Origin of the sequence: Saccharibacillus sp. WB 17 (assembly GCF_008634075.2) — a bacterium.
Taxonomy (GTDB): Bacteria; Bacillota; Bacilli; order Paenibacillales; family Paenibacillaceae; genus Saccharibacillus; species Saccharibacillus brassicae.
In genome coordinates this window covers 159081-173259 of the sequence record NZ_VPFK02000012.1, presented here as the reverse complement: position 1 = coordinate 173259, position 14179 = coordinate 159081, and the positions used below count along the sequence as shown (strand labels likewise).

13 protein-coding genes are annotated in these 14179 nt (G+C 59.4%); 3 read left to right on the top strand and 10 right to left on the bottom strand.

Translation table 11 applies throughout. The features are described 5' to 3' along the window. Nucleotides 1-77: 77 nt before the first annotated feature. Both FTE24_RS04825 and FTE24_RS04820 read left to right on the top strand, forming a co-directional pair. Nucleotides 78-665 carry an RNA polymerase sigma factor gene (locus FTE24_RS04825; RefSeq protein ID WP_141449847.1) on the top strand — a complete coding sequence of 196 codons (588 nt, stop codon included), beginning with the start codon at nucleotides 78-80 and terminating at the stop codon, nucleotides 663-665. Then, on the top strand, nucleotides 646-1467 hold the full coding sequence (locus FTE24_RS04820) for a hypothetical protein (protein ID WP_150229108.1): 822 nt from the start codon (nucleotides 646-648) through the stop codon (nucleotides 1465-1467). Before FTE24_RS04825 ends, FTE24_RS04820 begins: the two co-directional genes overlap by 20 nt. A gap of 114 nt (nucleotides 1468-1581) precedes the next feature. Here the strand turns inward: FTE24_RS04820 and FTE24_RS04815 are convergent, their stop codons facing one another. The 7 genes from FTE24_RS04815 to FTE24_RS04785 all read right to left on the bottom strand — a co-directional run bounded on the left by FTE24_RS04815 (nucleotide 1582) and on the right by FTE24_RS04785 (nucleotide 10438). Next, a complete protein-coding gene (locus tag FTE24_RS04815; RefSeq protein WP_150229110.1) occupies nucleotides 1582-2136 on the bottom strand; it encodes a hypothetical protein in 555 nt (184 codons plus the stop codon). A gap of 107 nt (nucleotides 2137-2243) precedes the next feature. Beyond that, nucleotides 2244-3845, bottom strand: a complete 1602-nt coding sequence (locus FTE24_RS04810) for a PH domain-containing protein (protein WP_150229112.1) — start codon at nucleotides 3843-3845, stop codon at nucleotides 2244-2246. Continuing rightward, nucleotides 3842-4411: a PH domain-containing protein gene (locus tag FTE24_RS04805; protein WP_237401639.1), complete on the bottom strand. Its 570-nt coding sequence runs from the start codon at nucleotides 4409-4411 to the stop codon at nucleotides 3842-3844. The genes FTE24_RS04810 and FTE24_RS04805 overlap by 4 nt, the downstream gene beginning before the upstream one ends. A gap of 153 nt (nucleotides 4412-4564) precedes the next feature. Continuing rightward, nucleotides 4565-5983, bottom strand: coding sequence for a hemolysin family protein (locus FTE24_RS04800; protein ID WP_150230646.1), 1419 nt, complete (start codon nucleotides 5981-5983; stop codon nucleotides 4565-4567). A gap of 361 nt (nucleotides 5984-6344) precedes the next feature. Continuing rightward, nucleotides 6345-7271, bottom strand: coding sequence for a class I SAM-dependent methyltransferase (locus FTE24_RS04795; protein ID WP_150229114.1), 927 nt, complete (start codon nucleotides 7269-7271; stop codon nucleotides 6345-6347). 48 nt (nucleotides 7272-7319) lie between these two features. After that, on the bottom strand, nucleotides 7320-8780 hold the full coding sequence (locus FTE24_RS04790; protein WP_150229116.1) for a DUF6892 domain-containing protein: 1461 nt from the start codon (nucleotides 8778-8780) through the stop codon (nucleotides 7320-7322). A gap of 122 nt (nucleotides 8781-8902) precedes the next feature. Next, complete coding sequence (locus FTE24_RS04785) at nucleotides 8903-10438, bottom strand: alpha-L-fucosidase (protein ID WP_150229117.1); 1536 nt, start codon at nucleotides 10436-10438, stop codon at nucleotides 8903-8905. A gap of 168 nt (nucleotides 10439-10606) precedes the next feature. Between FTE24_RS04785 and FTE24_RS04780 the strand changes: the two genes are divergently transcribed. Next, nucleotides 10607-12019, top strand: coding sequence for a glycoside hydrolase (locus FTE24_RS04780; protein ID WP_160441652.1), 1413 nt, complete (start codon nucleotides 10607-10609; stop codon nucleotides 12017-12019). Nucleotides 12020-12194: 175 nt separating this feature from the next. Here the strand turns inward: FTE24_RS04780 and FTE24_RS04775 are convergent, their stop codons facing one another. From FTE24_RS04775 to FTE24_RS04765, 3 genes are all read right to left on the bottom strand, one after another. After that, nucleotides 12195-12596 carry a spore coat protein GerQ gene (locus FTE24_RS04775; protein WP_150229121.1) on the bottom strand — a complete coding sequence of 134 codons (402 nt, stop codon included), beginning with the start codon at nucleotides 12594-12596 and terminating at the stop codon, nucleotides 12195-12197. Between the two features lie 270 nt (nucleotides 12597-12866). Continuing rightward, nucleotides 12867-13613 carry an SDR family NAD(P)-dependent oxidoreductase gene (locus FTE24_RS04770; protein ID WP_150229123.1) on the bottom strand — a complete coding sequence of 249 codons (747 nt, stop codon included), beginning with the start codon at nucleotides 13611-13613 and terminating at the stop codon, nucleotides 12867-12869. A 222-nt stretch (nucleotides 13614-13835) separates the two neighbouring features. After that, nucleotides 13836-14018, bottom strand: coding sequence for a hypothetical protein (locus FTE24_RS04765; RefSeq protein WP_150229125.1), 183 nt, complete (start codon nucleotides 14016-14018; stop codon nucleotides 13836-13838). Between the last annotated feature and the right edge of the window lie 161 nt (nucleotides 14019-14179).

Below are 14179 nucleotides of genomic sequence, written 5' to 3'. Positions count from 1 at the left end.
TTCTTCCGCTGCGGAAGTCGAATCGGGCAACGCTGCCGGCTCGGACGGACCTTACAGGAACCGAGGAAGGAGCATATATGGCTCAACATCTTCAGATGCTCCTCACCCATGACTTCGACGAACTGGACGGAGACATGCAGGAGCTTATCTACAACGAATATTACGACTTGGCGTACGGAGCGGTCTTCTATATCGTTCGCGATCATGCCGCCGCCGAAGACGTCATTCAGGAAGCTTTCCTGAAGCTGATCGGCAGACGGCCCGAATTCGAGAACGAATCGAAGTTCTTCGCCTGGCTCAAAGTCGTCACGCGCAACAGCGCGATCAACGATTTGAGAAAAAACAAAAGGCACCGTAACCATGTGGAGGCCGACAGCGTTCTTAATCATATAGAGGCCAGGCAGGATATCGGTTCTTCGCCGGAGAAGACGGTCGAAGTGCAAATGATGGAAGAAGCGATCCTGCAGCATCTTAAAAGCATGAAGCCCGAATACCGGGCGATCATCCTCTATCGCTGGAAATACGGCATGTCGTACAAGGAAATCGCCGATTCGCTGGGCACCAGCGAGGACATTATCAGGCAAAGGCTGTTCAGGGCGAGGGAAAATATGCGCAAGGTGCTGCGCAAGGAATGGGAGGGCAGCGATGAAAGACGAAAAATTTGACGAGCTGTTCGACGAGGCGTTCGACCGGGCGGTCCAATCCGCCTCCCCCGTCGACCCGGAATCCCGCCGGGCCGCTTGGCAGCGAGTACAGAAAGCGCGGCAGCAGCATTCGGGCAGAAGGCAGCGCAAACGCACGCTCCGTTTGACCAGCGCGGCGGCAGGCTTGATCCTGCTCGGGTCGTTCGCGTTCTCGGAGCCCGTACGGACAGGCGCGCTGACGCCGCTGTATCAGAAATTGCAGACCTGGAGCACCGGCGAAGCCGTCGTGGTCCGGGGCGACCATACGCCGGTCGATACGGAAGGCGCGCTGACCGATCCTCCTCCCGAGGGCGTCGAGCAGCCGACCTCCTCCAGTACGCAAATCGACGCGGAGCCGAACGAAAAAGTCGTTCGTTACGACAACGTGGAGATGAGCCTTGCGGACGCGACGCGCAGGCTGGCGTTTCCGATGCCGGAGTTCCCCAAGATTCCGCAAGATTTGAAGCTCGAAAAAGTGACGCTCGCCGTGCCCGACGACGGTTCGGCTCCCGATAGCTTTACGCTGTTCTACGAATCCGGCACCGAACGCAACGCGACGATTTACGTCAGCCGCATGATCGGGCCGGACGGCACGTACAGTTTCGGCACCGACCAGGTGACCGAAGTGCGTCTCGCCAACGGCCTTACGGCGCAGTATGCCGATCAGACCGGAGAAGATATCGTACACCTTATTCGCGGCGAACTGGACTTTTTCATCTACGGTTTGTTAAGCCGTGAAGAATTGTTGGATATTGCCGGACATATCGTGGACGGCCGCTCCTGATGTTCTGTAGAAGCTTCGATCGGTCACCGGCCGATCTCGGCACGCCGGGCATACCAAAACCGCTCCCCTTCACGGGGAGCGGTTTGCTTTTGCGCATCGAGCCGAAATTCGGGTTCAGTTCGCGAACAGCAGCGTGTTGCTGAACAGCGTGCTCGTCTCGCGCAGTCCTCCGCCCGAAGCCCAATGGTCCGAGCGGACGCGGTAGTAATACCCTTTTTGCACCTGCTTGGAAAAATTGAGCATGCTCGAACCCGAAGATTCGCTGATCGCTGTCGCCGTGTTTTCCGATACCCAGGCACTGCCGTCCCATCGCTGAAGCGACAAGGCGACGCCGGATCGGGAAGCGGCGGACGAACATACCGTCGCCGCGGACAGGCGCAGCGACGACCGGCCTTCGGCCCGAATGCTGCTCGTTCCGTTTTTCAAATATTTGTTGTTCGTCATTTCCTGCATGGCATCCAGGGACGGCGACAGAGGCGGCGGCGACGTCAACGCGCCCGGCATCTGCGGCAGTCCGATCGGCAGCTGGATTTGAGGCGGCGACAGCTCCTGCGTCTCCTCCATTTCGGTCGCTTGTCCGGTACCCGGGACGACCAGGGAAGCGACGATCAAAAGCGCGGCAGGCATAGCAAAGAATTTGAAAAACGAACGGGGTCCGTATCTGTTCATTTTCATTCTCCTTTTCATATGTACATGTGCAGTATAGCTATATAACGAAACAGGAACCGAAAAGGTTCCTGTTTTCTCCATTTTTTATGATTTTATTTGAAAAACTTTCATAAAAGAGGTTCGTTTCGCTTGCGGCTGTACCATTCGTACAGACGCTGCGCGTCGGCCTGCTTCAGCCGGGCCACGCCGATCGAAGACCCGCCGGACCCGCCGAGCAGATGGGCTTTGACGTTCAGCATCTCCCCATTGCGCTGCCATCGGCTGCCGCCGACGTGAAAAGCGACGATATGCCGTTTCAGCGTGCAGTGCGTCTGCTTGGCGATGCCGCGGTTGACGATCGTCAGCCGCTGCCCGTCCAGAGCCGCCCCACTGGAACGGAAGCTCCAATAATCGAGCCCCAGCGCGATCGGAATAAGCAGCAGCGCCCATCTTCCGGCATGCGGGAAGAAATAGATCAGAGCGGCCGCCGCGATTGCCGTCAGGATCAGGCCGGTGCGGATATAGCCCCACAGGGCGCGCTTGGGCGGCCGGAGTTCCGCTCCGGCGAAAGCGAACTGCGGCACGGTGCGCTCCAGCAGGTTCGCGATCTGCGACCGCGGAATGAACGGATGCAGCGCCGGCGTTTCTTTTTCCGACGACGAAGACACGACGTTCACCTCGACGTGCGCATAGCCGAGCAGTTGGCGCAGCCAGCCTTCCCTCACCGTGACGGCCTGTACCCGGGCCGGATCGAACAGAAACTGCTTGCGTTCGAGCAGCCCGTAGCGGATCGACAGCCGTTCGCCGTCGCGGTACAGCGAGAAGCCGGCGAACTTGACGATGAACAGCACGAGCGACAGCATCCACGCGAACAGCAGCGAGGCGGCCGCGATGATCAGAATCGCCCGGATGCCGGTCAGATACGCCTGGGCGTTCGTGACAATCGTATTCATCCAGGCGTCCGGCAGCAGGTCGTCGGCGAACGAGGCGATGCCCGCCACGAAAGCGACAGCCAGACCGAGATTCAATTCGGTCAGCGCCGCCAGAAACAGGCGGCCCGGGCCGAGCCGGTAGAGCAGCACCGGCTCGGCCGCCCTTGGCCGCCCGGCAGCGGCGGCCGGCCGCTCCGGCGCCGGAAGCCCGCCTTCGGCCGGGCCGGCTTCCGGCGCTTGTGCGTCCGGCGGGGCGAAGCTTTCCGCGCCGGTCGCACCCGGTCCGCCTGCTGCGGGGCGGACGTCTTGATCCGGCGCATCGGCCGGACCGCCTGCCGCCGGATCGGCGGCGGCGCGCTCATTCAGCGCGCGCTGCAGGCGCTCGGCCTCGCGCCGCGGCAGCACCGGCAGCACGGCGTCGCCTTCGCTTCCGCCGGGCGTCTCGATCTTCAGCTGCACGACGCCGAGCAGGCGCTGGATCAGCGGCTGCTCCTGGCTGACGGAGTGAATACGCGAGTAGTAGATGATCTTCTCGCTGCGTTGGATCAGCCCTTTGCGGATCGTGATCCGGTCGCTTTCTTCTTCGTACGTGAATCGCTTCCAGCCGAAGATCTCCAGCACGCCCGACAGCAGAAGCAGCAGCAGGGCGCCGCCGGCGATCCAGTACACCGCCGGCGTGATTTCGCCTCTCGCGACGACCTGGACGCCGAAGATGACGACGAACGGCACGAGGCCGCGCAGCACCTTCAGCATGGCGAATACGACGTACAGCGGCGACATCCGCTTCGGCCCGCTCATTCTTCGGTCCTCCGCGCCAGTTCGCCGATCGAACTTTTGAGCTGCTCGGCTTCTTCCGCTTTGAGGCCCGCGATCGAATGCGTCGTCGCCGCGGTGACGATCTTCAGTTCGGCCAGACCGTATTTGCGCAAAATCGGACCGTGTTCCAGTTCCACATGCTGCACTTTGGTCATCGGAATCAGCGTCTCGGTGATGATGAACAGCCCTTTGCGGATTTCGATCTCTTCCTCGAATACGGCAAAACCGAACCGGCGATACAAAATGACCGGCACCCGGAACACCGCAAAAGCGAACAGGAGCGCAAAGCCGAGCGTCACCAGCCCGCCGACCCACAGCGGCAGCCACGCCCAGTCGAAAACGGCGCCAAGTACGGTCAGCGCGAGCGCGATCAGCAGCGGAATCGCATAGAAGTAAGCGCTACCGAGCCGCGAAGCGGCGATCCAGTCCGGATGCAGGCGCCTGAACCGGTCTTCCTTTCTTCCTTCATGTGCTTCGTGTCCTTCGTTCAGCTCCATCATCGATCCCTCCATACGTCCCAGCGTAGCGGTATTTTTCGGCCAAGTCAATGAACGTCCTTCGCGCCCGGCCCGGCGCTCTCCGCATGCTTCGATACGCAGACGGACGCGGAAAGTTCCCCATATAGACAACAAAGCCCGCCGGGCTTGCGGCCGGCGGGCTTGAATCCAAGGTATAGGCAATCAGGTTCATGCGTTTCCGGTTCAGGCGCCCGCTTCGATCCGTTTGGCCGCAAGGGCCGCCACGGGTTCCGTTTCGAAGTTGTCTTCCGGTTCCCGCGCTTCGTTCGTCACTTCCGGTGCCCCATCGATCGGCGCGTCCTCGGCGCAGTCTTCGCGCTCCGGCATCCGGTCGGCTTCGGGCAGCGGCTTCAGGATGCGCACGCGCGAGATCCGCTTCTGCTCCGTCTCGTCGACGATGAACGTACAGCCTTCATGGTCGACCGACTGGCCTTTTTGCGGCGGCAGCTCGTCGATTCTCGCGTAGAGCCAGCCGCCGATCGTGTCATAATCGTCGAAATTCAGTTCGAAGCCGAACTGGTCGTTCACGTCTTCGATCAGCATCATGCCGTCGATCGAATAACTGAACTCGCCGGCTTGTTCCGTCTCCGGACGTTCTTCTTCGTCGAATTCGTCCTGAATTTCGCCGACGATCTCTTCCATGATGTCTTCGAGCGTGACCAGACCGGCGGTACCGCCGTATTCGTCGACGAGCATCGCGATCTGCGTGCGGCTGCGCTGCATCAACTTCATCAGCTCGCTGATGCGGATCGATTCCGGCACCGCGATGATCGGACGGATCAGGCTGTCGTAATCGGCTTCCGGCGAACGCATCAGATCCTTGATATGGATAAAGCCGATAATATGGTCTTTATCCTGCTCGCAGACCGGATAACGCGTCCGCATGCCGTCGTAAGCCGTCTCCAGATTTTCTTCGCGCGACAGATTCGTGTACAGACAGATCATCTCGGTCCGCGGAATCATGACTTCCCGCGCCGTCGTATCGGCGAATTCGAAGATGTTGTCGACGAGCGCCATCTCCGTGTTGTCGATCAGCCCGTTTTTGTTGCTTTCTTTGACCAGAATCCGGATTTCTTCTTCGGTATGCGCCGAGTCGAGCTCGGACGCCGGTTCGATCTTCAGCACGCGCAGCAGCGCGTTCGCCATGCCGTTCAATACCCAGATAAACGGAAACATCGTTTTGTAGAACAGCACCATCGGAGCCGCCGCGATCATCGCCACCGATTCCGGTTTGCGAATCGCCATCGATTTCGGGGCCAATTCCCCGATCACGATATGCAGCACCGTGATGAGCACGAACGCGATCGCCACGGCCGTGCCGTGAATCGCCACTTCGTTGGTCCAGCCCAGAGCGTGGAACAGCGGGCGCAAAAACGATGCGACCGCCGGTTCCCCGATCCAGCCGAGGCCAAGCGAAGCGAGCGTAATGCCGAGCTGGCACGCCGACAAGTAAGCGTCCAGATTGTTGACCATGCTTTTGGCGAATCCGGCACGTTTGCTTCCGGCGTCCGCCAGCGTGGCGATCCGGCTCTCCCGGATCCGCACCATCGCGAATTCCGCCGCTACGAAAAATCCGTTCAACCCGACAAGCAGCACGACCATCAAAATACTTAACCAACCGGGCAAGGGGTCACTAGTCAATATACATCCCGTTTTCCGCGCCGCTCAGACGAGCGTCATGCTGCGAGAAGACGGGTCCACCTCCTTCGTTTTCCTATATGATGTTGAATAACCGTCCTCGACGACTGTTTACCTTGCGGTCCCAAGGCCCGAGCTAGCAACTCCCCAATTTCGTTCACTCCGTTTCTTTTTTAGCTGTAACTATCATTATAAGTGCAAGTTATCCGCAGCAAAATAGGAATCAAAGCTCAAAAAAGCCAAAAAACCGCCTTAAAAGCGGTTTAGGGCCGATCTGCTCGCCTCATTCTCACTTGTGTCGTTCGCGGCGCCTTCCTGCACGCTTTTACGACAGTTTGTCTGAATATTTATGCGAAATTAAGGTAAATGTTTTGGGAATGCCTTTGTCGAAGCTGTCTCCCGACAGATTCGGCTCTTCGGTCAGGCTCGATACGATCAGCCCGCCCTGCGCCGCCGCCGTGACGATTTCGCCCAGATTCCATTTGCGCAGCCGCACTTTGGCGGTCTCGCCTTCCGCATATTTGGCAAAAGACGCATCCTGTTCTTCAAGCGTCGCGTCGAAATAATCGCCGTCCACTTTGTGCTTGCGAATCTTGGCCGTTGTGCCCCGGGACGAGATCAGTTTGGTCGAGACCGGATGGAAATCGCGCAGCACAAAGCGTCCGCCCGGCGCGAGCAGCGTATGGGCCAGACCCATGAACGGCGAAAGGTCGGTAAAGTAATGCAAAATGCCCATCTCCGCGACGACGACGTCGAACGTGCCGGCCAGATCCGTCGTGTCGAGCTTCAGCACGTCGGAGACGAGATACGCAAGCGGCACTCCGGCGGACTCCGCCAGCTCGAGCGCGTACTTACGGTTGCCCGGCGAGAAATCGGCCACGGTGACGGAAGCGCCGAGCAGCGCGAGCGCGACCGCTTTGCTGCCGTTCGAGCCCATCAGGTTCATGATCCGCAGGCCCGCCGGATCGCCGATCGTCTCGCCCAGCACCGAGAGCGACTTGAGCGGCTGCCGGGCAATCCGCCCGGCGGCTTCTTCGGGCGTTCCGAACCGCTGCACCCACGCTTCGTAAGTCTCCCGATTCCACGCTTCTTCGTTAAAAGGATTCGACGCCGCAGCCTTCGTCGCTTCCGCTTCCTCTTCCTCTCCGCTGGCGCGATCGGAATCCGGGTTGAGGCTTTGACCGTCGTCTTGGCCGCGTTCCCGATCGTCGCTTGGATGACGGTCCTGCTTAGGGTTCTCTTCGTTGTTCATAAATCCGCACGTCCTTTCCTTCAACACCGGCCGATGTCGGCCGATGTCCTATTCCTGTATCAAAATGAGCCCGCGTTCGATCGCCGGCGACGGATCGGCCTTGAGCAGGCCGATTGCCTGCAATACGCGCAGATTGGGCAGATGGCACAAATCTTCGAGCGAATGCACGTCGAAATAACCGTCTTCCCCGCTGCCGAACGGCACGATCTGGTGATGCACCTGCTGTCCGCCGGCGATGACCAGCTTGGTCACGCGGGCGAGATCGTGCTCCGTCAGGACGAGCCGTTCGAAATATTCCCGGATTTCGGGAATCGGGCGGTCGCCTTCCGCCGCAATCGAAATTTCGCGCAGCGCGTATTCCTGCACGAACACGCCGATATCGAAGCGGGGCTGCAGCACGTGCTGCTTGTACATCAATTCTTCGATCACCGACAGCTTGAAGTTGAAATCGCGGAACTGTACCCCGCCTTCGCCGCTCGGCATCGTATCGGCCGCGATGCGGGCCACGACCCGGTTCGCTTCCCGAAGCGTCTGCGCCGCTTGGCGTTCGCGTTCGGTCTGCCGGTTCTGCCCGGCGACCAGGTCGAGCACCAGACGGCGATCCGGCGAACGCGCGATCTGGAGCAGCGGCTGCCGAAGCAGCGGATAATAGACGAACGTGTCGATAAACTCGTCGAACTGCGCGTCCGTCCATGCCGGCATGCGCTGCGCGAGAATGTCTAGCACCGGCCCGATGCCCCGTTCCAGCGCCGGCGCGCCTTCTCCCATAAACGCTTTTGCCAAGCCGGGATACGCTTTGCCCTTGCGTTCTTTGGGCCGTTCCAGCTTCATGTAAAAGTCGATCAATTCGGCAAGTTCGACCATATAACGGTCATGATAGCCGAGCAGATAGACATGTACGGGACTGCAGGCCGGATAAAAAGCGCGGATCAGTTCCGGCAGCAGCCCGGCCGCTTCGCTGCGAAGATCGTCGTCGTCCATGTAATGCGGATGGTTGAAATAAATTTCGAACACCGCTGCGGCGGCGCGCGAAAGCCACTGGCGAACAGGATCGTCCGGCGCAAGAGCCGCCCCCTGCCCGACCCACCGGCCAAGCAAAGACAGTACGCGTCCGTGGTTGAGGCGAAGTTCGCCCCGCAGCGCGTACGAGCTTTCCAGCGAAGCTTTGCGCAGCGCGAACAATTCGGCCAGTTTGGCCGTTTTGCGCGCCGATCGAGGTTCGCGAAACGTTTCGTTTTCCAATACGGCCAGCATCTTATCGTAGAACCAGACGCGTTCCTCGGCGGTTAGCAGAACGAACATCGACCAGGCTTCGTTGATCTGTTCGTCCACGCGTTTTTGGGCTTCTTCCTCAAGCTCGAAATCGTCCATCCATTCAAAAGAAGCTTCGATCAGCTCGCGTCCTTCCGGTTCGGGCACAAAGCCCTGAAGCCGGATCAACAACCGCTGCGAAAGTTCGAAAGGCTCCTCGTCGGGGTCGGTCCGAAGCAGGTCTTGGAGCTTGGTCATCGTAGTTCCTCCCCGTGCATGTATGCCTCGCTTAACAATTTCCGTTCTATATATAGTAGCATTTTGTTCACGCGTTGCACCAGCCCGGCTTTGTACCCAATCGGATCGCCGTCATTCAGCTATCATTCGTTCGCCCCCAGCGCGTGCGCCTGAACGTGCGACAGCGTCGGGAATTCCCGATAGCCGGTGAAGACGACGCGAAGCTTCGCCGTGCGGACCGGAGCGAAGCGGACGATGCGCCGATAGCCGACGACGCTTCCCTGCGCGACCGTCACCCAAGTTCCCGCCGGTCGTTCTTCTCGGCGTGCCGGCCCTTCCGCGAAGTCCGGTTCGGTCTCCGTCCACGCCCGGATCTCGAACCTTTCGATCCGCTGCCCGGCCGGCAGATGTTCGCCGAGCGATACCGCGTCGATCGACTTCTCCTGCGGCAGCGAACACTCGACCCACGGCTCCGCTTCCCCTGCGGCCGGCTTCCACGGAAAAATCCCGCTGCCGGCTGCGCGGCCGGACGCATCTGCCGACGCAGCGGCGGATAACCGCGCCAGATCCTCCGCCACCGCCGACAGCCCGTCTTCCGCGCCGGCGCGGCCGGAGACGGCAAACGCCGCTCCGCGCATGAGCGAGTCGTCTTGGAGCCGGGCAATCCGCTCTCCCAGCCCAAGCAGCGCAGCCCGGTCCGGCTCCGCGATCTCGCCCCGCGCGTTCGGCGGGACGTTCAGCAGGAACGTCGCATTGCCGCCCACCGCGTTCACGTAAATCCCGAACAGTTCGTCGGCGCCGCGCACCCGGTCGTCTTCCTCCGCATGGTAGAACCAGCCCGGACGGATCGACGTATTGACTTCCGCCGGATACCAGACCCAGTCTCCGTCGTACGCCGCGATCGCCTGCCGGCTGCCCAGATCCGCTTCCATCGAATCGAAAGACCTCGAAAAAGCGCCGTCGTCGGCCTGCTGCGACTTCTCCGCCGTCTTCTCGGCGTCCCGCAGCGGGGCCGGCACGACGCTCCATTCTTCGGCGCGCGTCTCGCCCGCTTCGTTGCCGACCCAGCGAATATCCGGTCCGCAGACGCTGATGACGCAGTCCGGCTGAAGCCGCCGTACCGTGTCGTAGTAACGGTCCCAATCGTAGGACTGACGCTTCCCGCTTGGTCCTTCGCCGTTCGCCCCGTCAAGCCAGACACAGGCGATCTCGCCGTAGCCGGTCAGCAGTTCTTCCAGCTGGTTCACGTAGAAATCGTCGTAAGGCGCGCCTTCTCCGTAGCGGCTCTCGGTGCGGTCCCACGGCGACAGATAGACGCCGAACTTCAAGCCGCGGCGCCGGCAGGCGTCCGAGACTTCGCGTACGAGATCGCCCCGGCCGCCCTTCCACGGCGCGTTCGCTACCGTATGCGCCGAATGGCGGCTTGGCCACAGGCAGAATCCGTCGTGATGTTTACAGGTTAGAATAAGCGCGCGCATGCCGGAAGCTTGGAGCAGCGCCGCCCATTCGTCCGCGTTCAGCCGGTCGGGATCGAACAGCGCCGGATCTTCATGCCCTTCTCCCCATTCCCGCCCGGTCATCGTGTTCATGCCGAAATGGATGAATCCGTAAAATTCGAGCCGCTGCCAGTTCAACTGCCGCGGCGAAGGTGCGATTTGCGCGATTTCGTGCAGGTTCATGGAGTTCACGACCTTTCCGTTTTTTTCATGAAGACTTCCTTATTTGGCTTTCTGTTCGATTCGGGGGCTGCGCGCATAATCCTGCACGCTGTCCGAAAATTTTCGTTTTGTATCCGCTCACTTGAAGGTATACTGAGGCTGAACGAGACGCTTGAAGGAGGGATTCGGGTGGAAAAAGAAGTCATTCCGATCACGGTCGACCTGTCCGCGAAGCAGCAGACTTTCGAAGGTTGGGGCACGTCCCTCGCCTGGTGGGCCAACGTTGTCGGCGGCTGGAGTACAGAGCGCCGCACGGAAATCGTGGAGAAGCTGTACGACGCGGAAAAAGGGCTGGGCCTCAACATCGCGCGCTACAACATTGGCGGCACGAAGGACGAGCACGATCCGTACCTGCATTACGGCAAAGCGATTTTGTCGTATCAAAACGAAGACCGGTCGTGGGACTGGTCGCGCGATGCCCGCCAGCGCGCTGTGGCGCAGCAGATCCGGGAGATCGCGGAGCAGCCGATTTTCGAAGCTTTTTCCAACAGTCCTCCCTGGTGGATGACCGGTTCGTACGATCCGCATGCCGAAGACGGCGCGGACGGGTGCACGACAGGCGGCCTCGACGGAACCGGCAATCTGCGCGTCGGAAGCGAAACGGAATTTGCCGATTACCTGACGGAGACGGTCAAGCATTTCCGCGACGAATGGGGACTTGTTTTCCGCACGCTGGCGCCGTTTAACGAACCGGTCGCCGATTGGTGGAAGTATCGGATCGCCAAGCAGGAAGGCGCCCATATCGGGCCGGAGCAGCAGCAGGCGGTCATTCGGGAAGTGCATGCCGCGCTTGCGGCAAAAGGCTTGACGGAGACGGCGATCAGCGCTTCCGACGAATCGCTTGTGCGGATGGCGCTGGAGACGTGGCAGGCTTTCGCGCCTGATGTCAAAGAGTATGTCGCGCAGGTCAATACGCACACGTACCCCGATCCCGAACACGATCCTCTTCCTCTGAGGGACGCGGTGTCCGCCGACGGCAAAAAGCTGTGGATGTCGGAAGTCGGCTACGAGAACGGGCAGCATCCGACCGTCGATCCGCAGTCGATGGACGGCGTAATGCCGCTTGCGCGCGGTATCGCGCGCGACTTGAACGACATGCGGGCCGAAGCGTGGGTCTACTGGCAGGCCGTCGAGAGCGACGTCAGCACGTGGGGCCTGATCTTTGCTCCGTTCGAGCACAACGAATCGGAAGATTACGCCCTGTACAAGCAGTATTACGCGCTTGGCAATTACAGCCGGTTTATTCGTCCGGGCAGCGTCATTCTGCGCAGCGGCGGAGCCGGTTCGGTCGCGGCGTTCGATCCTTCCCGGCGGCGCCTGGTTATCGTCACGCTGAACGACAGCGATACGGAATCCGTGCATTACCGGTATCGGATCGAAGGCCGGGACTTTGCGGCTTCCGCTTTGCCGATCGTCGTCCGCGCTTACCGGACGACGGCGGACGAGAATCTGGCGCAGCTGGACGCTGTTCACGGAGACAGGGACGGATTTGTCGCCGAAGCGATTCCCGGCTCGGTGACGACTTATGTCATCGACGTCTAACCTCTAAATCTCCAAACCTATCATTTTCAAAAATGCCTGAACCGCCAAAATCGGAACATCAAAAAGACCTTTTCCGTACGCCTATGCGTCAGAAAAGGTCTTTTACCTGTTGGCATTCATGGAAGGAAACCCCGATTTCTCCGGAATGAGGACGAGTGCTTCATCCTCTGTCGGATTATTGGCCTGCAAAGAAAGCTTCGTTGCCGGAATAGAAATAGCCCGTCGTATCGCTGAAGACGACGTAATCGATGCAGCTCAGCGTGACGACCATGCGTTGGCCGAAGTCCGCGCTCAGGACGATATGGTCGCTGCCTGCCGCTTCAAGCCGCCCCTGAATCGAAGTCGAAGTCACTCCCGGTCCCGCATTCATGCCCGGTACGATATAGAAAGTGCCTGTGCGGCCCAGATTGTTCTGCAGTGTAGCCATCACGTTCGGTTGATCGTAGTTGGTCTGCGGAATGGAGGCATCGATCATCGGTGCGCCCGATCTCGCCACGGGGTTCCGGAATCCCGCTCCGCTTCTGCCTGTCATGCCGCTGCTGATCCGGTACGTCACCGGCGAATATAAGTATTCCATCTCAATTCCTCCTCGTGTTTTGCGCGGATGTCCGCGAAGTAGATAAAGCCGCGTTCACGTCCGACCGTCCGTACATGCAACTTGGGAGAAGGCAAAATTGCGATTAGAGTGTAGTCAGATGCTCCGTATTCTTCCTATTACCCGGATACGGACCCTTCAAACCTTATTTTTACATCCTGCATGACAAAAAACCGTCCAAAGCTTGCTTGATGTCAAAAAAGCGGACAGCACATGATACGCTGTCCGCTTCTTTTCGACAATAATCGTCTTTTATTCCGCGTAAATCATTTTTCGTGTCATGCCGCCGTCCAGCACCAGTTCGGTTCCTGTCAGGAACGTGTTGTCCGGATGCGTCAGATACAGGCAGGCGCGGGCCACATCGTCCGGCGTGCCTACGCGGCCGGCCGGGTGCTGCTTGTGGTCTTCTTCGCGCAGCTGGTCATACTCTTTGGTCTCGATCCAGCCGGGACTCACGCAGTTGACCCGAATGCCGTCGTCGCCGAGCGAAATCGCAAGCGAATGCGTGAGCGCCAGAATCGCGCCTTTGGAAGCGGCATACGCTTCGAAGTTCGGTTCGGACATATGGGCGCGCGTCGAACACAGATTGACGACGGACCCTTTGCCGTGCTTGCGCATATGCAGCGCCGCTTCCCGCGTCGCGAGAAACGTCCCGCGCACATTCGTGTTCAGCACGTCGTCCCATTCTTTGACCGTCAGTTCGTACGGCGATTTCCAAATGCCGAATCCGGCGTTGTTGATCAGGATGTCGATCTGCCCGAACGCTTCGATCGTCTCGCGCATCAGATGCGTAATATCCGCTTCCTGCGAGACGTCGCACGGCACGAAGATCGCTTCTCCGCCTTCGCTGCGAATCTCGGCGGCCGCGGCCGCTCCTTCGGGTTCCTGCGTATCGGCAAGCACGACCCGTGCTCCTTTTTCCGCGTAACTCTTGGCAACGGCGCGTCCGATTCCTTGGGCGGCGCCGGTTACGATCACCGTCATCGATTCAAAGTCCATGTCGCTGTCAGCTCCTTTTCTTTTCACCGTATTATTAACCAAACGGCCGGCCGGCGCAAACGCCGCCTATCAAGGAGCCTCCGTCCGCAAACGGCAAAAAGTCCTCCGCGGGATAGGGGCGAAAGACTTTCGATCCGGAGATCTTGTTCTTTTTTTAATGTGAATGTATTCACTTGTTACAGCGCGCTTCGCTGCATCTTGCAGGTCTTGAGGCGTTCGAAGTTAAGCGTAGTACAGGTTCAGCAGCGCTTGGGTCTCGACCGGCTCGGCTTCTTGTTCGTCCAGCAGACCTTGTTCCGTCCAGCACGTCAGGCATTGTTCTTCGGTATCGCAGAGATGGGCGTCCTGGCAGTTGTAGCAGAGCGTCAAATAGTTACGGGTCATTTGTTGGGTTGCAGTGGTCATGTAGATCACTCCTCGTTGGTTTTTGTTTGTGTACATTCTTTATATTTAAAAAATAACACATTTTCGAATGGATGTATGTGATTTATTTCACATCAACAAAAGAAAATGAAAAACGCCCTCTTGCTTGAGAGCGTTTTGTCGATGTTCCTGCCGAGTGCCGA

Coding starts and splice junctions, on each gene's coding strand:
- FTE24_RS04825 (WP_141449847.1), top strand. CDS start 78: ATGGCTCAACATCTTCAGATGCTCCTCACCCATGACTTCGACGAACTG.
- FTE24_RS04820 (WP_150229108.1), top strand. CDS start 646: ATGAAAGACGAAAAATTTGACGAGCTGTTCGACGAGGCGTTCGACCGG.
- FTE24_RS04815 (WP_150229110.1), bottom strand. CDS start 2,136: ATGAACAGATACGGACCCCGTTCGTTTTTCAAATTCTTTGCTATGCCT.
- FTE24_RS04810 (WP_150229112.1), bottom strand. CDS start 3,845: ATGAGCGGGCCGAAGCGGATGTCGCCGCTGTACGTCGTATTCGCCATG.
- FTE24_RS04800 (WP_150230646.1), bottom strand. CDS start 5,983: ATGGTCGTGCTGCTTGTCGGGTTGAACGGATTTTTCGTAGCGGCGGAA.
- FTE24_RS04795 (WP_150229114.1), bottom strand. CDS start 7,271: ATGAACAACGAAGAGAACCCTAAGCAGGACCGTCATCCAAGCGACGAT.
- FTE24_RS04790 (WP_150229116.1), bottom strand. CDS start 8,780: ATGACCAAGCTCCAAGACCTGCTTCGGACCGACCCCGACGAGGAGCCT.
- FTE24_RS04785 (WP_150229117.1), bottom strand. CDS start 10,438: ATGAACCTGCACGAAATCGCGCAAATCGCACCTTCGCCGCGGCAGTTG.
- FTE24_RS04775 (WP_150229121.1), bottom strand. CDS start 12,596: ATGGAATACTTATATTCGCCGGTGACGTACCGGATCAGCAGCGGCATG.
- FTE24_RS04770 (WP_150229123.1), bottom strand. CDS start 13,613: ATGGACTTTGAATCGATGACGGTGATCGTAACCGGCGCCGCCCAAGGA.
- FTE24_RS04765 (WP_150229125.1), bottom strand. CDS start 14,018: ATGACCACTGCAACCCAACAAATGACCCGTAACTATTTGACGCTCTGC.